This is a genomic window from candidate division WOR-3 bacterium, from assembly GCA_029858255.1.
Taxonomy (GTDB): Bacteria; Hydrothermota; Tepidihabitantia; order SM23-42; family SM23-42; genus SM23-42.
Genome location: JAOUFJ010000001.1, coordinates 84,015 through 103,036, shown reverse-complemented (window position 1 = coordinate 103,036; position 19,022 = coordinate 84,015). Strand labels below are relative to the sequence as shown.

General features: G+C 47.0%; 18 protein-coding genes. 15 read left to right on the top strand and 3 right to left on the bottom strand.

Translation table 11 applies throughout. The annotated features are described in order from the left end of the window. The first annotated feature begins 40 nt into the window (after window positions 1-40). From OEV79_00545 to OEV79_00530, 4 genes are all read left to right on the top strand, one after another. Window positions 41-1,243: a hypothetical protein gene (locus tag OEV79_00545; protein MDH4209928.1), complete on the top strand. Its 1,203-nt coding sequence runs from the start codon at window positions 41-43 to the stop codon at window positions 1,241-1,243. A gap of 90 nt (window positions 1,244-1,333) precedes the next feature. After that, complete coding sequence (gene era, locus OEV79_00540; GenBank protein MDH4209927.1) at window positions 1,334-2,200, top strand: GTPase Era; 867 nt, start codon at window positions 1,334-1,336, stop codon at window positions 2,198-2,200. Window positions 2,201-2,237: 37 nt separating this feature from the next. Beyond that, window positions 2,238-2,720 carry an adenosine-specific kinase gene (locus OEV79_00535; GenBank protein MDH4209926.1) on the top strand — a complete coding sequence of 161 codons (483 nt, stop codon included), beginning with the start codon at window positions 2,238-2,240 and terminating at the stop codon, window positions 2,718-2,720. Between the two features lie 7 nt (window positions 2,721-2,727). Further along, window positions 2,728-3,519, top strand: a complete 792-nt coding sequence (locus OEV79_00530; protein ID MDH4209925.1) for a DUF2490 domain-containing protein — start codon at window positions 2,728-2,730, stop codon at window positions 3,517-3,519. Window positions 3,520-3,955: 436 nt separating this feature from the next. On the opposite strand, the gene OEV79_00525 is transcribed toward OEV79_00530, so the two are convergent. The 3 genes from OEV79_00525 to lpxD are packed head-to-tail and all read right to left on the bottom strand — an operon-like array spanning window position 3,956 to window position 7,788. Continuing rightward, entirely contained in the window at window positions 3,956-6,079 is a 2,124-nt protein-coding gene (locus tag OEV79_00525) for a S9 family peptidase (GenBank protein MDH4209924.1), read from the bottom strand. Then, entirely contained in the window at window positions 6,066-6,854 is a 789-nt protein-coding gene (locus OEV79_00520) for a UDP-3-O-acyl-N-acetylglucosamine deacetylase (GenBank protein ID MDH4209923.1), read from the bottom strand. Before OEV79_00520 ends, OEV79_00525 begins: the two co-directional genes overlap by 14 nt. After that, a complete protein-coding gene (gene lpxD / locus OEV79_00515) occupies window positions 6,847-7,788 on the bottom strand; it encodes a UDP-3-O-(3-hydroxymyristoyl)glucosamine N-acyltransferase (protein ID MDH4209922.1) in 942 nt (313 codons plus the stop codon). Before lpxD ends, OEV79_00520 begins: the two co-directional genes overlap by 8 nt. A 221-nt stretch (window positions 7,789-8,009) precedes the next feature. Here lpxD and OEV79_00510 point away from each other — a divergent pair, with 221 nt between their 5' ends. The 11 genes from OEV79_00510 (at window position 8,010) to OEV79_00460 (ending at window position 19,008) form a co-directional block, all read left to right on the top strand. Then, window positions 8,010-8,348, top strand: a complete 339-nt coding sequence (locus tag OEV79_00510; protein MDH4209921.1) for an MTH938/NDUFAF3 family protein — start codon at window positions 8,010-8,012, stop codon at window positions 8,346-8,348. 41 nt (window positions 8,349-8,389) lie between these two features. Next, complete coding sequence (gene amrB, locus OEV79_00505; protein ID MDH4209920.1) at window positions 8,390-9,787, top strand: AmmeMemoRadiSam system protein B; 1,398 nt, start codon at window positions 8,390-8,392, stop codon at window positions 9,785-9,787. Window positions 9,788-9,987: 200 nt separating this feature from the next. Then, window positions 9,988-10,665 (top strand): nickel pincer cofactor biosynthesis protein LarB, encoded by a 678-nt coding sequence (gene larB / locus OEV79_00500; GenBank protein MDH4209919.1) that lies wholly within the window; start codon window positions 9,988-9,990, stop codon window positions 10,663-10,665. Then, window positions 10,662-11,816, top strand: a complete 1,155-nt coding sequence (larC, locus tag OEV79_00495; GenBank protein MDH4209918.1) for a nickel pincer cofactor biosynthesis protein LarC — start codon at window positions 10,662-10,664, stop codon at window positions 11,814-11,816. The genes larB and larC overlap by 4 nt, the downstream gene beginning before the upstream one ends. Beyond that, on the top strand, window positions 11,813-12,451 hold the full coding sequence (locus tag OEV79_00490; GenBank protein MDH4209917.1) for a sigma-70 family RNA polymerase sigma factor: 639 nt from the start codon (window positions 11,813-11,815) through the stop codon (window positions 12,449-12,451). Before larC ends, OEV79_00490 begins: the two co-directional genes overlap by 4 nt. After that, window positions 12,448-12,915 (top strand): hypothetical protein, encoded by a 468-nt coding sequence (locus tag OEV79_00485; GenBank protein ID MDH4209916.1) that lies wholly within the window; start codon window positions 12,448-12,450, stop codon window positions 12,913-12,915. Before OEV79_00490 ends, OEV79_00485 begins: the two co-directional genes overlap by 4 nt. A 40-nt stretch (window positions 12,916-12,955) precedes the next feature. After that, a complete protein-coding gene (locus tag OEV79_00480; GenBank protein MDH4209915.1) occupies window positions 12,956-14,332 on the top strand; it encodes an MBL fold metallo-hydrolase in 1,377 nt (458 codons plus the stop codon). Window positions 14,333-14,411: 79 nt separating this feature from the next. Next, window positions 14,412-15,236: a DUF2520 domain-containing protein gene (locus OEV79_00475; protein ID MDH4209914.1), complete on the top strand. Its 825-nt coding sequence runs from the start codon at window positions 14,412-14,414 to the stop codon at window positions 15,234-15,236. Between the two features lie 400 nt (window positions 15,237-15,636). After that, window positions 15,637-16,563, top strand: a complete 927-nt coding sequence (locus OEV79_00470) for a hypothetical protein (GenBank protein MDH4209913.1) — start codon at window positions 15,637-15,639, stop codon at window positions 16,561-16,563. Beyond that, window positions 16,544-18,472 carry a hypothetical protein gene (locus OEV79_00465; protein MDH4209912.1) on the top strand — a complete coding sequence of 643 codons (1,929 nt, stop codon included), beginning with the start codon at window positions 16,544-16,546 and terminating at the stop codon, window positions 18,470-18,472. Before OEV79_00470 ends, OEV79_00465 begins: the two co-directional genes overlap by 20 nt. After that, window positions 18,469-19,008 (top strand): small multi-drug export protein, encoded by a 540-nt coding sequence (locus OEV79_00460; GenBank protein ID MDH4209911.1) that lies wholly within the window; start codon window positions 18,469-18,471, stop codon window positions 19,006-19,008. Before OEV79_00465 ends, OEV79_00460 begins: the two co-directional genes overlap by 4 nt. Window positions 19,009-19,022: the final 14 nt, after the last annotated feature.

Here is a 19,022-nt window from a genome sequence, read left to right as displayed (position 1 = left end):
TTTAGTGGTGATTATAATACGAACGAATCAAGGAGGTGAGGTGACTAATTTACATTTTAATTACAAAGATGTTTTCAGAGCCGGGAGACTTGGTTTCAGTGCGAAGAAGATATGGATCGCTTTCTTGGGTCTTCTGATTGCTCATGTCGGATATGGCATATTCTCCTATCTCGCCTTTGTTGTCGGCGGTATTGAAATCGGTGAAATATGGGAAGTGTACCGACTCATGCCCATGTATCCAACCGGGCTCCCATGGTTTTCATGGGTCTTCTGGATAATCGCATTTCTCTGGTATCTCATCATTGCTCTGCTGGCCGGTGTCGCAATATCGAAAGTCACCTATGAACAACTCAAGGGCGACGAGTTCTTCGAAATAAAAGAAGCGATCAAATTCGCTTTGAAGAGCGGCAAGTCTGCAATTCTTGCACCAATAGTTTTAGTGCTATTCATGGTTGCCCTGATCCTCATGGGTATCATCCTCGCCCTCATAACTTGGGTTCCATACTTCGGACAGTTGTTCTTCGCTGTCATGTCAATACTCGCATTCGCAGTCTGTCTTTTCATCATCTATTTGATGATCGTGACAGTCGTATCTCTGATAATAGGACCGTCTATAGTCGGCGAAACAGGAAACGACACTTTCGACACGCTTTTCGAATCTTTCTCAGTTGTCAACGACCAGCCATGGAGATTCGTTGTCTACGAATTTCTACTAATACTCGTGGTAATGATCGGCGTAGGATTACTCGGATTGTTCTCGGCCAAGGCGATCTTCCTCGGCCAGGATGTCATTGGTTTAATCGTGCCTGCCGATAAACTTGACAACTTGCTGACCAATGCCGCCCACTACGTCAAAATCACTATTCCTCCAGTACTACCAGAGTCGTGGCATAGTTTCTTCGCCGGTTACCTTGAATCCATCGGTATGACGAATCTCTTATACCCACCCGAATATTTACCAGCATACGAGAGTTGGGCTGGAGCCATCACCTCTTTTATACTTGGCGTAGTCTATTACTTCATTGTTCTCTTTGTTAAATCTCTCGCCATGGCTATCTTCTGGGCGGGCAACACGGTGATATTCACAGTGCTCGTCAAGAAGAAGGATGACAAGAATCTTCTTGAAATCAAAGAAGAACCATTCGAAGAAGAGAAGAAACCAGAGGAAAAGAAAGAAGAACCGAAGAAACCGGCTGCAAAGAAGCCGAGACGGACGAGAAAGAAAACCAAGAGAACCAGGTAGCATACTGGGAATATTTAGTCCTACGCCAGGATGGGCCAATCTAACCCTCCTGGCGTATTTTTATTATGAAACATTCCAACAGGGAAATCGATGAAAGCCGGCTATGTAACCATAATAGGCAAACCTAATGTAGGCAAGTCAACATTGCTCAACCGATTGTTAGGGACAAAGATCTCGGCCGTAACATCCAAGCCGCAGACGACCAGAAACCGTATCCTTGGAATCCTAACCGAGAACGAAAACCAGGCATGTTTTATTGACACGCCCGGCATAATAAAACCCGAATATGAATTGCAGCAAAATATGGTCGGACAGATAAAGAGTGCGATAGCCGACGCCGATGTTTTGATATTGATGATCGACCCATGGTTCAAGAATGAACGCTCATACTGGCAATTCACCGGTCTCGCTGAAAATATCCCGTTGATCGTTGCGATCAACAAAATCGATCTTGTATCAAAGAATACGTTGTTGCCGCTAATAGAAAGCTTCAAATCAAGGAAGATCAAAGACATAATACCCGTATCGGCACTGAATGGCGACGGTATTGAACACCTGAAAGAATTAATATTTGCAGCCCTACCGGAAGCCGAGTTTTTCTACCCAGAAGAAGATATTTCTGACGCACCGGAACGATTCTTCGTCGCCGACCTCATCCGTGAGAAGATCTTCGAGACCTTCAAAAAAGAGATACCGTATGCGAGTTGCGTGCTCATCGATGATTTTAAGGAACGCGAGAAAGGTAAAGATTATATCCGGGCAGTCATCTACGTTGAACGTAACTCACAGAAAGCGATTTTGATCGGCAAAAAAGGTAACGCTCTGAAGAAAGTAGGAGAAAAAGCGCGGCGTGAGATTGAAAGCTTCCTGGGGCGGACCGTATATCTCGAGCTGTGGGTTAAAGTCAAAGAGAAATGGAGGAAGAACAAGAAATTCCTGAAAGAATTGGGTTACTGACCTGGATCCGACTGTCAGTCATATCCAAGGAGGTTTTATGGAGATAAAAAAAATAGGGATTGAGATCCCCGAAGGCATTAATTTGATCTGCGGACATGCACATTTCATAAAGACCGCCGAAGATCTCTACGAAGCGCTGATCAACTCTTCGGCACAGATTGCGTTCGGAATCGCATTCTGCGAAGCTTCGAGCGCTTGCCTTGTGCGCTTTGAAGGCAATGATCCCGATCTCGTCCAGATGGCACAAAAGTATGCCCTCGAGGTGGGCGCAGGTCATTTTTTCATCGTATTCATAAAAAACGCATTTCCCATCAATGTCCTCGGCTCGATCAAAGCATGCCCCGAGGTGGTCAATATCTTCTGTGCAACCGCAAACCCGATCGAGATTATCATCGTCGAGGGTAACCAAGGCAGAGGTGTCATCGGCGTAATCGACGGCTACACTCCAAAGGGCATTGAAGATGAAAAAGCACGCAAGGAACGTTATGATTTCCTTAGAAAAATCGGTTATAAGCTATAAGTCCCGCGTGCCACGATATCCACCCGGTAAACGGGAAAACCCGGTCAATTTTGCATGTGCTGCCCTGATTCTGTGCGTGATATTGCTGCTTCTACCCAATTTAGGCAGCGCATCAGCGACCGGCAGGTTCTGGTCGTATTTCAACGTAACATCATTGATCAGCCCGAAATGGGCAATTGTCACAATGCCGGGCTTTCGCTACGAATTTGCCCGAAGCGACGACCCGAACATGCTGCCGGCCAAAGGTGTGTACTTCTATGAATTTTTCATCGGTCCTGTCTTCACAAAGACATCCGGCGCATTCACTTTCAAGTTACCCGTCTGGTACTACTACATGGGATTTCCTTCTGAAGGCACATATTTCTATTCCCATAATATCGAAATCCTCCCGATCCTGAGTTATCGGCTTGGCAGAACGACACTCACGAGCCGAACAATATTCCATAACACAGTCTACGCCAGTGTTTACCAAACACCGGAAATGCGCAGTGGATATTCGCTCGTCATCCGACAGCTACTCCAGATCGCCCATGAAATAGACGAACGGACAACTGTGATCCTCGCGGACGAACCCTTTTTTGGAACGATCGAAGACGGACAGGCACCGCCAAACCCGATTGGTTTTTGGCCCAGCGGCTTCAGGTTGAACAGGGTATATGCTGGTCTTCAATACAGAATAACGCCCACCATCATAATATCTGCTCAATACGTGTTCGAAACGGCACATGATGAAGGTGCCGTGACGGATGTCAACCAATACCTATTCATAACTTTGTCCTATGTTCTGAAATTGTTCTAACTCGATCTACTTCGAGACGCCACTGACTGGTTAGCCACTGTCGTTAGGTTCGTTACTTTCGTTAATCTCGTTAATATCGCTGAAAAGAAATTGCGTATTGCGAAATTACTACAAGACGTTATTATCGTAATTCGTTTGGTTCGTTAATACCGCTAAAAACATTTCGAATTGCGTATTGCGAATTTGACAAAAAGGACGTTGGAGTGAAATATGGCTGTTTTGGTCATTTGTATTTTGGTATTCGAATTTAGGGTTTCGGATTTCGTGTTTGCGTTCTTATGATCGGGTTTCGTTACCGTCGAACGTAACCTATCTGTTCGTTCGTTTCTTCAGCGCAGCGTGTCTTCAGGAGCGAAGCGAGATGACTGCAGCGTAAGCATGTCTTCAATCCGCACAGCGGATGTGTCTTCAGGATAGTACGAAAAGGGGGTTTAATCTATTCGTTGATCCCGAGTACCTTCATTACAAACGCGAACTCGAACGCCACATACCTCAAATAGCCGTATCTGCCTGATGCACCAATGTGCCCGGCATCCATATTGATCTTCAGCAGCAAGAGATTATCGTCTGTTTTTAGAGCACGCAATTTTGCCACCCACTTTGCCGGTTCCCAGTATTGAACCCGCGGGTCATTGAAACCGGCAACGATCAACATATCCGGGTAATCCATGGCCGCAACATTGTCGTACGGCGAGTAGGATTTCATGTACTCATAGAATTCCTTTTCAAAGGGACTCCCCAACTCCGTATATTCAACGACGGTCAGAGGGATCGTAGAATCCAACAACGTGTTGATGACATCAACGAACGGTACATCAGCAACAACGGCCTTGAACAGTTCCGGATGCATATTGACGACCGCACCCATCAGCAAGCCGCCCGCACTTCCGCCCGATATTACAAGACGGTTGTTTGAAGTATACCTTTTTTCAATCAAGTGCCGGGCGCAGGAAATGAAATCAGTGAAGGTATTTATTTTGTTAAGAAACTGTCCTTGTCTATGCCACGACTTGCCCATCTCACCACCGCCCCGTACATGGGCGATCGCATAAATTATCCCTCGGTCCAACAGGCTGAGGCGATTAGACGAAAAATACGCTTCAGAACTATAACCATACGCGCCATATGCGGTCAACAAAAACGGGTTGTCACCGGTTCTCTCTATCCCATTTCGATATACCATCGATATCGGGATCATCGTTCCATCTCCGGCCCGTGCAAAAATCCTTTCACTAATGTACTTTCCCGAATCGTATCCACCCAGGACCTCGTATTGCTTTTTCATCTCTCGAGAGCGAGTCGTTATATTGTAATCGAACACCGTTCTCGGTGTTATCAACGACGTGTACTCGAAACGCAGCAAATCGGTCCTGTACTCAGGGTTCCTGACAGTCCACAAAGTATAAACAGGCTCAGAGAACTCAATGTAGTAATCAACATTTCCGGCTACATCCAATACTCTAATCCTCTCCAAACCATCTTTCCTCTCATATACTACAAGATATTTTTCAAAAACGTCAAAATCGGTAATCATCACCGAATCTCGAGGGGGAATGACTTCCCGCCAATTTATCATTGAGGGTTCCCCAACAGAGGTTTCCATCAACTTGAAATTCAATGCACTATCGTTCGTCATGATATAGAACTTTTCATCGCGGTGATCTATGTAGTATTCGACCCCCGGCTCGCGTGGTCTGAATATGGTAAAGCCAAGCTGCGGTGCATCTGCATCAAGATAATAGAATTCGGTCGTCGTATGACTGCTCGTATTCATTAGCACATACTGCTCGCTCTTTGTTTTTCTTACATCCACCCAGAACGCCTCGTCTTCCTCATGGTATATTACGCTGTCCAGGCTTGATTCCGTGCCCAGCGTGTGTCTGCATAACTCGTAGGATCGTTTCGCCTCATCAAGGACGGTGTAGTAGATGGTCTGGTCATCGTTTGCCCACGCCGCCTGATAACCCACGTTGTCGACCGTCTCACCCAACAGAGTATTCTTATCCAGATCCTTAATGTGCAGGGTGTACAGTTCGGCTCCGCTCGTGTCTATTGAGTAAGCAAGATATCTGTGGCTGGGGCTGATCTCATATACACCCAGTTCCAGATATGCGTACGCTTCTGCCAGCTCATTCATATCGAGTAAGATCTGTTCAGTGCTATCGAGGCTCACTTTTTTCCGGCAGTAGACTGGATATTCCATACCTTCTTCGGTTCGCGAATAGTAGTAGTAATCATCCAATCTCACAGGAACAGAAAGATCGGTTTCTCTGATACGCGAAAGCATTTCCCGGTACAGACTATCCTGCAACGATTCGGTGTCTTTCATCATCGCCGAAGTGTATTCGTTCTCTGCACGAAGATAATCGATCACCGCGGGGTCGTCCTTTTGTCTGAGCCAGTAATAATTGTCAACTCTAATATCCCCGTGCACCGTGTCTATATGCGGTTTTATGCTTGCCACAGGGGTATCTGGAATATGAATATCCGCTGCCTCAACGCCATATCGAAATATGCTCAAGGAGAATAAGAATAGAAAAACCAGATTATTTTTTCTCATGTACACCCTCCAGGGAGCGTAATAGTTCACTGGCGAACTTAACGTTCAATTGATGCGATGTGTTCACAGCAGTTATTCTTCCGCTGAGCCGTTTCCTGAGCACATAAAGGTCACCAAGCAAGTCTAATAGCTTGTGTCTCACCGGCTCGTCGGGAAAACGCGGCGGCGATGTTGAATATACCCTGTTACCGGTGATGCCCATGCCGTAAGGCGGCAATTTCCGGAGGCGCTGGTCGTCGTCATCAGTGAAGACAAAGGTCCGTGCCGGAGCGACCTCTTTACAGTACGTATCCCGGTCGATATTGAGCACGATCTTCTGCGTACCGATATGAGGATGGGTCAACGACATCTCGATTATCAGATCGTCCGTTTCCAGCGGAACATATGAAATACTGCCATTCCCTGCCGCGACTTCAACGCGATTTGGAGGTCGAACGCCTAGCCCGCGGTCGTAGTCCAGATCTACCAGGGAGCGCACAAAATCCTGGCTCGAGCCGTCGAAAAAAGGTATTTCATTACCGTGTACATCAATCCGGACGCCATAAATGCTCAAACCGAAAAGTGCTGAGAAAAGATGCTCGACAACATGAAGCTGGTTTCGCTCACCGATCGTCACCGAGTGGTTACTAACGCGGATACTGCCAATATCATACGGTATGTTCACTGGCGTGGTGGAGTCCTGGTGCATGTACAGACCGAATCCTTCTCCATCTTCGATCTCAACAACACTATTACCACCGCTCAAACAGGACCCTGTAAATCTGACCTTAGCCATTCTTTGTTTCGCTGTACAAACGCGCGATCGCTCTCAGCACTGCGTTGTGTTCGCGTGCCGGTATGCCCGAGTATTTCATACCTTTCTTGAGCGGCTTGAAAACACCGCTCTTTGCGTAGACAATGACATCATCGGCGATCTCCAGGTGATCGCTGATCCCTACCTGTCCGCAAATAATGACATTGTTGCCGATCCTTGAAGACCCAGCAATACCAGATTGCCCCATGATTATGCAATTCCTACCGATTCGGACATTATGCGCGACATGGACCTGACTGTCTATCTTCGTACCTTCCCCGATCACCGTATTGCCAATCGTTCCCCGATCCACGGTTACACCGCTTCCGATCTCCACATAATTACCAATAATAACACCACCGATGTGCCTGATCCTTTCATACCGTTCTCTCTTGATATAACCAAAACCCTCCTTGCCAATCACCGTGTTGGATTCTATAATGACAAAATCACCAATCTGGGTGTGCCTGTAAATACAAGTATTCGGATATATCTTACAGTTATCACCGACCACAACGCCTTCATCGATAAAGCATTGTGCTCCGATATAGGTTCTGGCACCGATACGTGCTCTATTCCGGATAACCGCAAAAGGTTCAATCGTACAGGATTCTGATATTGCGGCACCCGCATCGACTACCGAATGTGCCGATACGCCCAAAGCTTTTTCCGCCTTAGCCAGGACGTTTAACAGGAGGAACATCGCTTCCTTTATGTCTTTAACAACGATGCCGCTTTTGCCCATGATCTCTTCCTGACTCACAACTACCCCGGCACCGGTCTTGACGGAAGCATCGAAAAGAAAGGTCAAATCGGACTGTAAAGCATCCTCAGGCGGTAATACATTCTGCACGATGAGTTCACTGTTGCCATAGACCCTCCCATGAATAATACCTCCGATGTCGGCCAATTTCACGACCTATCGTATACGGATAGCCTGCGACTGTCAAGCGGCTCATATATCCTCCGTAACGTTTTACAGTCACGAAATCCGAAACCCTAATTTCGATATTTCTTTTTAGCGGGACTAACGATAATAGCGATATTAACGAAATTAGCGAGAATAACGATACTAGCGGCCGTAACGTCTCTTGTTCAATATCTTGACAGTAATGAGATTATCCGTAATATAGGTATGTGATTGAAGCATATAAGTTCGGTGAGATAAAAGTCCGCGGCAAGATTTATCAAAACGATGTCATAATCTATCCTGATCATGTTAATTCACAATGGTGGAGAAAAGAAAGCCATTCACTGGATATTGACGATATCAGGGAAGTTATCGCGGCAAAGCCCGAAGTCATTGTCTTCGGAACGGGTCAACCAGGTTTAATGAAGGTAACCAGCAAGACGGTAAACACAATAAATGATATGGATATCGAAACGATAATCATGCCAACTGAGCATGCATGTAAGGAATACAACAAAATAGAACTGCAGAAGAAAGTTATTGCCTGTATACATCTCACATGCTAAAGAAACATTTTTTAAGAATTTTAATCATAGGAGTATTTTTTATGGCACAGAACTGTGAAGGAAAAGAATTCCGCGCATCCCCGCATGCCGGGAGCTGGTACCCGGGCGATGAAGCGCAATTGAGGCAATCTATAGCCGGCTTCATGGAAAATGCCAGGGCTAAGGTGCATGGTGAGATATTCGGGTTAGTATCACCACATGCAGGATATATATATTCGGGCCCGGTTGCAGCATTTGCCTACAAAACCGTGCACGGCATGGAATTCGATGATGTAATCGTCATCGGCCCCAGCCACCGCCATGGGTTCTACGGCGCTTCGGTTGACACCTTAGCCGGACGGCAGACACCCTTAGGTAAGATCGATTACGACACTGACATCGCAAAAAAGATTATCGCTGCAGATCAGAGCATAGGCTACGAACCCGCTGCGCATGCTGCCGAGCACTCGGTAGAGATACAGATGCCCTTTGTCCAATACAGCATCAAAAGTTTCAAGGCAGTAGAGATCATCATGGGAACACAGGATCGCAAAACCTGCGAAAGCCTGAGCCAGGCAATCGTTAAAGCAACAAAAGGACGAAAGATACTGATCATTGCCAGCTCCGATCTCTCCCACTACCATTCGCAGACGGATGCAGAGCGTCTGGATAATATGGTCGTCGAAGCGATGGCTAAATTCGACCCCGAGCTGCTGTATAATAGACTCAAGACCGACAGCTGCGAAGCATGTGGAGGTGGTCCTATGATCACTGCTATGCTCGTAGCAAGGCAGCTGGGTGCAGACAAGTCAAAACCACTTTACTACGCTACAAGCGGTGATATCACGGGTGATCGCGCACAGGTAGTTGGTTACATGGCAGCCGCATTCTATAAAGAGCAGGAAATGAAAGTCGGAGTCGACCTCGGTTTCAGCAAAAAAGAAAAAGAGAAACTCAAGACTATTGCGCGTGAAACGATCGAGGCAGTAGTACGAGGAAAAAAGACTACTACGCCCACCGGGATAACCAAGAAACTGAAGGAGCCCTACGGGATATTCGTTACCATTAACAAACATGGCAACCTGCGCGGCTGCATTGGTCGCATCATCGGTGACCAACCATTGTATTTGTCCTGCCAGCAAATGGCACGCGCTGCGGCACTTGAAGATCCAAGATTCCCCCAGGTGACGGAAGACGAATTGAGTGATCTGGAAATAGAAATCTCCATACTAACACCAATGAGGAGAGTAATGAACACGGACGAAATAGTTGTCGGCCGCGACGGTCTTTACATCCGCAGGGGCGTGTACAGCGGCCTACTCCTACCCCAGGTGGCAGCAGAATACGGATGGACCGTCGACGAATTCCTTACCCAGACATGCTACAAAGCTGGCCTGTCCACTGACGCACTCAAGTCTAAGGATACTGAAATCTACCGATTTTCTGCAGAGGTCTTCTGAACACGGAAAATGCACAGAATCGCTGAAAACACTAAATCCGAAATACTAAATACTAAACGAATAAAAATACCCCGAATACAAAATACAAAACCCATGATTACTCACACTTTGCGGCGGATAAATAATAGTATCGCTGCTTTAAATATTCGAATTTTGGATTTAGAGATTATTTGGGGTTTCAAATTTCGATATTAGGATTTATGAAAAAAGAAAAGATCTATATCGAACCATTCGCCGACATGGGTTATGCAAAGATCGATCTGCATCGTGCGAAAAGAAAAGGTTTTCCAGAGGTTGTCTTTTGCCAGGGCAAGACAAAAAAGCAAATCCTTGCAATAGCTGCGAAGATACGCAGGGCGAATGATGTGGTGATGTTGACAAGAGTGAATGACAACGTAGGTAGAGCGTTGAAAAGAAAATTCCCAAAAGGCAAATACAGCGCCAAAGCACGGATTTTTCACATGGGAAAGTTGCGAAAGAAGACGGGATTGATATCGGTCCTGACCGGCGGAACGGCAGACATTCCCGTTGCCGAGGAAGCGGCGGTAACCGCTGAGATAATGGGCAGCAAGGTGCAGCGCATCTACGACGTTGGTGTCGCGGGTGTCCACCGCCTGCTGGCATTCCGTGAAACGATCGAGAAATCAAGAGTTTTAATCGTTATCGCGGGCATGGATGGTGTTCTGCCGTCGGTGGCTGGCGGATTATTCTCAAAACCTATCATCGCTGTGCCTACCAGCGTCGGATACGGCTTGAATCTTCAAGGCATAACCCCTCTGCTCACCATGCTCAATTCATGCGCGCCAGGGGTTGCGGTAGTCAACATCGATAACGGATTTGGCGCAGGCTACATCGCATCAACCATCAATCAGCTATGAAGGTGTTATACTTCGATCCGATCCTCGGCGCGAGCGGCGATATGATGCTCGCCGCCTTGATCGACCTCGGTGTAAACCGGGATTACCTGAAAGAGACACTCAGTTTTATACCCGGCGCGGAAATGAAGGTCGGCCGTGTCAATCGTCAGGGTGTTAGCGCGCGCACGGTCAGATTTACAATTACGAGAAAAATCGGAGAAAAGCAATTCATCCCACTCATCAAGAGAAGCAAATTACCCTCACGAATCAAGACTCAGGCCATCGACATCATTGAAAGGATCTTCGCGGCCGAGAGAAAAGTACACCACACGCAGCATCTGCACCTGCACGAACTGGCTGATGCTGATACGCTGCTCGACATCGTCGGCGTGCTCTCGGCGATCGAATTCCTTGCCGTGGAAAAGGTCTTCTCCAAACCAGTAAAGGCTGGTGATGGTTTCATCAAAACTGTCGAGGGTAACATGCCTGCCTTCAACTTCGCGACGGCCGAGCTATTGAAAGGTTTTCCGGTCCACTTCGTGCCCGTCGCTGCCGAGCTGACAACACCTACCGGAGCCGCTATTCTAAGCAGCGTTGCCACACCTGCTGAAGACCTTGTTGTTTCTAAAATTGAGCGAGTGGGTCTGGGCGCAGGATCGAGGACGATCAAGGATTATCCAAACTTACTGCGTGTTTTCCTCACCGAATCTCATCATCATTTTACTGATGAATGCACCGTGATCCAGACTAACATCGACGACATGAACCCACAGGATTATGAAATGCTGTTCGAGAAACTCTACTCAGGCGGAGCGATTGATGTCTTCCTCACGCCTACAATAATGAAACGCTCAAGACCCGGCATTCTTCTGACCGTACTATGTAAAGGCAGCATCAACCACATGATGGATATGCTCTTTGAACACACGACGTCAATAGGTTTCCGGGTGAGCAACACGCAGAGAATCAAGTTCCACCGTCAAATCAAAAAGATCGAATCACCTTATGGTAAAGTAAGCATTAAAGTAATCGAATATGGCGGCAAGAAAAGGTGTTCTCTCGAATATCGCGACCTCATGCGAATCGCGAAGACACGGGGTAAATCACTTGGCGAAGTACGTAATGAGATCATGAAACTTGTCAGAAAAAAGCACGTAGAATACATAGGATGAAATCGGCTAGATCCACGCGGACAAAGCAAAGCAGAAGAATACCCGACAAAAAAACCGGGTCCAACGGGGTAAACTCCTTCGTCGAAAAGCTGTCTAAATATCGGCAGCTGAGCGATATTGAGCTTGTTCAGTTGGTCAAGGGTGGTGAACCGGAGCCTTTTGATGAACTGGTCCGGCGTCATAGTGTTAAGATACATGATCTTTGTTACAAAATATTGCGCAATTACGACGATGCTCGGGATATGGCTCAGGAAACATTCATAAAAGCGTATCGTAAAATAAAGAAATTTGACGGGCGATCCAAATTCTCGACCTGGCTATACCGAATCGCGGTCAACAATTGCTTGAACTATCTGAAGAAACAACGTCCGACCGAAGAAATATACGAAGAGATGATGAGCGGCGGCAAAGACGACCCGGTCGAACGATATAGGAGCAAGAAACTGAGAGAAATGATATATAGTGCAGTGGAAAAATTACCGACCGTGCAGAGAGCGGTCTTCACCCTGAGAACACTTGAGGATATGTCGTACCAGGAAGTGAGTGAAATATTGAAAAAACCTATTAGTACGGTGAAGGTCAATCACCATCTCGCTGTCAAGAATCTAAGGAATCACATGAAGGAAATAATATGAAATGCTTCGACGTTCAAGATAATATCATATCAATGCTCTGCGGCGAACTCTCTGCAGAGGATCACACGGCTGTGCTGGAGCATATCAGAAACTGCTCGATCTGTCGCCAGGAATACCAATTCCTACACGAGTGCCTTCAGCTCTGCACCCCGGCCGAAACCGAAACCTGTCAGTGCAAGTTCCAGGAAACATACTGGGAGGAATTTGTCTTTTCGATACACGAAAAAATATCTCACGAAAAGTTCGAGAGAAAATTTTCCTTCCGTGTTGTTATCCCCGTGGTCGCTTCGGCGCTTGTAGCATTCGGCATCGGCTACTTTCTGTTCATTCGACCAGAGCCCGAGATAATCGCTCAAGAACAAGCTCCTCAGTACCAGGGTGACCAATTTGAAGAAGTTTATGAATTGACCCCTGAGCAACAAGAAGAATTCATAAAAATCATCAATCAACGCTACGGCCAGTAGGTAACGGTTGACAGCGTTGTAGTGTCGGTTATAATACTACATGGACGTTACATTCGTTGGTGCTGCGCGTACAGTAACCGGTTCACTACACCTCTTCGAATATAAAAAACAAAAATTTCTGCTCGAGTGTGGTGTTTTCCAGGGGCATCGTGAAGAAGCGGAACGCATCAACAGCACTTTTCCTTTCAAACCCAAGGACATCAAAGCGGTAATACTCTCCCACGCCCACATCGACCATTCGGGGAATTTGCCAAATCTTGCGCGACGTGGCTTCACCGGGCCGATATTCTGCACGAGTGCCACCAAAGATATCGCATCGCTGCTCCTTTTGGATTCTGCAAAAATACAGGAGTATGACTTCAAATACCTGAACAAAAAACGCGCAGAAAAAGGATTGTTGCCAAAAGAACCGCTTTATACGATAACCGACGCTGAGAATACCATCAAGCAACTCCACGCAGTCGATTATCGCAACACGTTCGAACCCATCCCCGGTGTAAAGGTCACGCTGTATGACGCCGGGCATATCCTCGGATCATCGGTCATTCTGGTTGAGGCTGAAGGGAAGCGCATTCTCTTCAGCGGCGACCTTGGGCGCAAAAACATGCCAATAATAAGGGACCCCGTAAATGTAGATACGGTTGACTACATGATACTCGAATCGACGTACGGCGGCCGGCAACACGAATCATTTGATAGTATGCAGCAGGAATTAAAGAAGATCATCGAAGAAGCAAAGAAAAAAAGAAGCAAGATGGTGATCCCTGCATTCGCCGTGGAACGCACCCAGCTGCTGGTCACTATATTGAAAAATCTTTATGATGAAGGATGTTTGAAAGATGTTCCAGTTTACGTTGACAGTCCACTCGCGTCAAATGTAACTGAAGTCTTCCGCCGGCATCCAGAATGTTTTGATGCCGAAACCACCAAGATCTTTGCCGAAGGCGACCCGTTCAACTTTCCGAACCTCCATTATGTTGCCGACGCCGAAGAGTCTAAATCACTTAATGACAAAGACGGCCCCATGATCATCATGTCCGCCTCGGGCATGTGTGAGGGCGGGCGGGTAACACATCACCTGATCCACACTATCACGGACGACCGAAATATCATAGTGATCACCGGATTTCAAGCACGTGGCACGCTGGGTAGGAAGATACTCGAACGTATGCCAAAGGTCACGATTTTCCAAGATGAGTTTGAAGTACGAGCGAAGACATATTTCATGGGTGGACTCTCGGCTCATGCGGACGGCGATGACCTAATTGAGTACGTGAAAGCAGCACAAGACAGCCGGCTGAGAAAAGTATTCCTCGTGCATGGTGAGATCGAAGAATCACAAGCATTACAGCAAAGAATACGCGAACTTGGTCTCCAGGCAGATATACCACAAAGCCTTACCACGGTGAGTATCTAAAAGTCAGCACCAGCTGAAGTCTGACCGCTGATACTTGCCACAAAACTTGACGCATATTCTTAACAGATTATAATAAGAGATGCGCATTGGTCTTATTGGCTGCGGCCGGGTAGGCGTTTCGATCACCCGTTTGCTCAAGTACAATAACCAGATTGTTGGTATGTACGACAGAAACAAAGGAAAACAAAGACAAGCAGTCAAATTGCTCAACATAACCAACAACCCCGATTACTGGAAATTGATTGACCAAAGCGAAGTGCTTCTGATCGCCACGCCTGACGATATAATTCCTCAAGTATGCAAGAAGATGATAAAATCCATCACAGGGACCAAATATGTTTTTCATTTCAGTGGCAGCCTACCAGCAGATATAATACCCAAAAAAAAGAACATCCACCGCGCCTCTGTGCACCCTTTTGCCACCTTTCCCAAAAAACCCGCAGCCGCTGGAAGGCAACACTTCTTTCTTTCCATAGAGGGTGACCCGCAGGCCATACGTGTTGCACGCATGATTTTTCACGAGAGACATTTTACGCTCAGAAAGATCAAAAAAGAAAATAAGCCAATATACCATCTCATAGGCGTATTCTCCTCTAACTTGCTCGTTGGACTCGTTGCGTCAATCAATGAACTTGCTGCCAAGATCGGCTGGCGCCGGCAAGAACTCGAGCAAATGATCATCCCAATGATCGAAGAAACAACTACCAACATTAAGATTCTTGGTGTACAAAACTCCTTGAGCGGTCCACTCCGGCGCGGCGACGTTGAGGTGATAAGGAAACACCTCCGCGCCCTCAGAAAAGACAAGAATCTCCTTGAAATATACAAAGCCCTCTCAAGAACCATCGTCGACACCCTGATCGAAGGCAAACAGAAGCGAGAGCTGAAGAAACTGCTGCGCTAAGACCGCCAGGCTCGTTAATTTCGTTAATATCGCTATTATCGTTAATACCGCTGAAAAGAAATTTCGAAATTCGAGTTGCGAAATGCGAAATTACTACAAGACGTTATTATCGTTAATACCGCCAGGCTCGTTAATTTCGTTGGGTTCGTTACTCCCGTTATTATTGCTATTGCCGTTAATGACTTGCACCCTGTTTTGGAATTGGAATTTGAGATTTGGAAGTTGTTCACCCTTGCGGGCATTCTCGCATATACAATCAAATCAGAGATTTGAGTATTTGCGGAATAGTATTTAGGATTTAGTGCTTAGTGCTTGTGTTCTATCGATCGGGCATCGTTACCGCCAAACCAAACCGAGTCTGTTCTTGTTGACTTTTCCTGTATTCGCCGTAGAATTGGGCATGTGGAATGGACCAGCACGTATTGTCACCCTTATGTTTGTGCTCGTAGCTGCATGTGCCCACAAGGCACCACCGCTAGCCAAGGACAGGCTTAATCCCAGACTGACCAAAGTATCTGTCATCAATAACCGGCAGATACAGCTCACCTTCACTGAAGAAATTGACACCCTGGCACTTGTCCCGGACAGCATACTTATCACTTCGGAGAATGAAACACTAAGGGTACTGCTCTTGTATCCTTCTCTATCTGCTTCCGAGATCATTACCGCCACCGAACCAATGAAGAATGTAAGCTACGAGATTACCGGAACGGTTTTTGACAAAGCCGAGAATAGAGGATTGTTCAAAAGCGGTTTCCAGGGTTCGACTTCCCCGGATACTATCACACCCTGGATAACATCCTATTCAGAAGGCAGGAACAAGCACGAATTTTTTCTGCAATTCTCCGAAGCAATGGACACCACAAGCGCATCATTCGCAGTTATCCCCAGAAGAAACTTCGCTGCCAATTGGACCAATCATAGATACGCAAAGTTCCTGCCCGTCTCTGAAGATGAATCTATGAAATTCGACACCACTTATTATCTCCTTCTTAAAACCGCCCGCGATATCAGCGGCAATGAATCAAGCCCATTCGTAACATCAGTCACGCCGGATACGGCCTACGACGGCATCAACTTGACCGGCAGAGCGTTAGTTGACACTGTGCGCGTCAAAGGCGGCTTTGCGCTGCTGTCCAGAGAAAAAATCATCGGCATCTCCGTGATTACGGACGGCGACTTTTCATTCAGCGTGAGAGATTCACTGGCCCATACCATAACGGTAATCGCAGGGGAGTACTCAGGTTCAATCACAGCCCTGCCTGGGAGTGATAATACAGTCAGGTTGAAAAAGGAACGAATCGACATTGATTCTCTTATCGATTAGCCTGCTGGCCATTGTCGCGGCTTTCTTTGTCTACAGGAAAAAGCCCTTGCAGTTTATCCTGCGTGCTGCTGCGGTAGTCCTCATATACTTGCTTATTAGCAACTACATGCTGCGCATAAATATCGGCGCATCACCACAGGTTCCGACTGTCCTCATCGACCACTCGGCGAGCATGGAACATAATCTTCCGCGAATCATCGAAACGGCTTCACAACTTGATTTCCCCCACCAGTCCTTCTTCTTTCAAGAAAGTCTTATCACAGAGAACAAACCAGATAGACTCGGCTCCTATACGAATATTACCAGAGCCCTCAGGGAATCTGATAGACTACACTCATCCGCAATCATTTTGATAACGGATGGCAATCATAATTCAGGCGTATCGCCGCTTACCATACTCAAGGATATGATGACGCCGGTTTATGTATGCGGTGCCGGCGCAGACAAGATCAGGGACGTTGCCGTCATCGATGCTGAGACACCGGCATACGCGTACCTGGGTGATTCGATCCAAATCGATGTCGTCGTGGAATCAAGCGGTTTCCCATCTGGTGAAGCTCAAGTCAACATCGATTTGTCCTCCGGCAAGAATGTGGCGGCGCAAACTGTGCTCTTGAGTGAAAGTCGAGCGAGACGTTCACTGAAATTCAAATATATCACGGACGTAATTGGTGAATTGCACATCGAGGCAAATGTCTTGCCGGTACCCGGAGAAATATCTTACGATAACAACAAATACTCGGTTTCTCTCAACGTGATCAGGGATAAAATCAAGGTCCTATACTACACCGATCATATATCATTCAACACAAAATTCCTCAGACAACAATTAAAACAGGACGATAATCTGTCCGTATCATCATTTGCCAGACGCGGGGCCGGCAAATTTCTCAACATCGAGCAGACAACGGAAATTACTGGATTACCAGACCCCGCAACCTATGACGTCATAATCCTCGACAATGTAAACATCGGCAGACCGCCCTGGTCAAATATGCCCGAACATGTGAAACAGGGTAAAGGGCTGATCTTGATCGGCGCGATAGAAGGTATCAATGAAAACTGGCAGCGTGTATTACCGATAAATACCACAGGTGGTGTAATAGCTGGAACTCACCGGGTCCTGGTCAAGGAACCGTTTTCAGTCCTAATAGATGAAGAATATCCACCTTTGAGGATGATCGGCCGTGCCGTAGGTTCAAAAGAGGATGCAATAATAGTTGCTTATGCAGGCAATCTGCCTGTTATCGGCTACCGCCGTGAAGGCCAAGGAGTTGTATATCAGATATCGATAATTGATCTTGCCACTTGGGATTTCGTACAGCGTGGAATCAAGGGCAGAGATCTACTCGGCCGATTCATAGGCGACATCATCAGATTCCTGTCCCACTTCGGCCAACACGACCGGCTCGTGCTCGCCGCCCAAATGGAAGATTATGCTATTGGCGAAACAGTGAATTTGACTTTGCAGAGTTATGATAGAAATTTGCGCCGCACAGGCGGCGGAGATTTCTTTCTCATTACTGAGGATGCTAACATCCCGTTCTATGAAACAAAACATGGATCTTACGAAACGAGTGTTATTTTCGAGAATCCCGGCAAGCACCAGCTTGCCGCACAAGGGAATCTGAACGGCGAGACATTGACCAGTAATAAAATCGAGGTCAACATCACCTCGCGTCCGATAGAGACCGAACAACGGCTCAATCTGAATCTGCTCGAGCGCATCGCGGCCGGCACAAATGGTAAATTCTTTCTGCTCGAGGAACTCGAGAATATCGTACCGCCCCAGAGCGGCAGACAGAAGGTCAGCAAAGTAATCAACTTCAATTCGCCCCTAACCTATCTTCTGGTTTTCCTCATGCTCGCCATCGATTGGGTGCTGCGCCGGCGCCGAGGCATCACATGAATCCGCAAGACCTTGTTTCAAGGGGACTGACCCCAGAAATTGCCGTGTTTCTCACCTCGATGCTTCCGATCATCGAATTACGCGGCGCTTTGCCTCTCGCAATCAACGTATTCAACATCAACTGGCCAAAGGCTTTTCTCATAGCCTATATCGGTAACATGATACCTGCACCGTTCATTCTCTGGCTCCTGGCCCCCGCGGTCCGGCTGCTATCAAAGATAAGAATTCTCGAACGCTTCTTCTCCTGGCTCTTTGACCGCACGCGAAAGAAAAGCAACAAGATGATAGAAAGATACAAGGAAATTGGACTCATGGCATTCGTTGCGATACCGCTGCCAGGCACAGGGGCCTGGACCGGCGCTCTGATCGCATTCCTGTTCGGGCTTGACTTCAAGAAATCACTACTGGTCATAGCTATCGGCGTCTTCATCGCAGGGGTAATAGTGAGCAGCCTGTGCCTGCTCGGATGGCTTGGAGCAATAATAGCCGGTGCAGGTTTCATCCTGCTTGCCGGTCTGGGGTTCTGGAAACTTTAGCTTCCAGGGCTACT

What these genes read in the sequence shown, in the direction of transcription:
- era (MDH4209927.1), top strand. Translation starts at nt 1,334, where the DNA reads ATGAAAGCCGGCTATGTAACCATAATAGGCAAACCTAATGTAGGCAAG.
- OEV79_00535 (MDH4209926.1), top strand. Translation starts at nt 2,238, where the DNA reads ATGGAGATAAAAAAAATAGGGATTGAGATCCCCGAAGGCATTAATTTG.
- OEV79_00525 (MDH4209924.1), bottom strand. Translation starts at nt 6,079, where the DNA reads ATGAGAAAAAATAATCTGGTTTTTCTATTCTTATTCTCCTTGAGCATA.
- OEV79_00520 (MDH4209923.1), bottom strand. Translation starts at nt 6,854, where the DNA reads ATGGCTAAGGTCAGATTTACAGGGTCCTGTTTGAGCGGTGGTAATAGT.
- amrB (MDH4209920.1), top strand. Translation starts at nt 8,390, where the DNA reads ATGGCACAGAACTGTGAAGGAAAAGAATTCCGCGCATCCCCGCATGCC.
- larB (MDH4209919.1), top strand. Translation starts at nt 9,988, where the DNA reads ATGAAAAAAGAAAAGATCTATATCGAACCATTCGCCGACATGGGTTAT.
- larC (MDH4209918.1), top strand. Translation starts at nt 10,662, where the DNA reads ATGAAGGTGTTATACTTCGATCCGATCCTCGGCGCGAGCGGCGATATG.
- OEV79_00490 (MDH4209917.1), top strand. Translation starts at nt 11,813, where the DNA reads ATGAAATCGGCTAGATCCACGCGGACAAAGCAAAGCAGAAGAATACCC.
- OEV79_00485 (MDH4209916.1), top strand. Translation starts at nt 12,448, where the DNA reads ATGAAATGCTTCGACGTTCAAGATAATATCATATCAATGCTCTGCGGC.
- OEV79_00480 (MDH4209915.1), top strand. Translation starts at nt 12,956, where the DNA reads ATGGACGTTACATTCGTTGGTGCTGCGCGTACAGTAACCGGTTCACTA.
- OEV79_00475 (MDH4209914.1), top strand. Translation starts at nt 14,412, where the DNA reads ATGCGCATTGGTCTTATTGGCTGCGGCCGGGTAGGCGTTTCGATCACC.
- OEV79_00470 (MDH4209913.1), top strand. Translation starts at nt 15,637, where the DNA reads ATGTGGAATGGACCAGCACGTATTGTCACCCTTATGTTTGTGCTCGTA.
- OEV79_00460 (MDH4209911.1), top strand. Translation starts at nt 18,469, where the DNA reads ATGAATCCGCAAGACCTTGTTTCAAGGGGACTGACCCCAGAAATTGCC.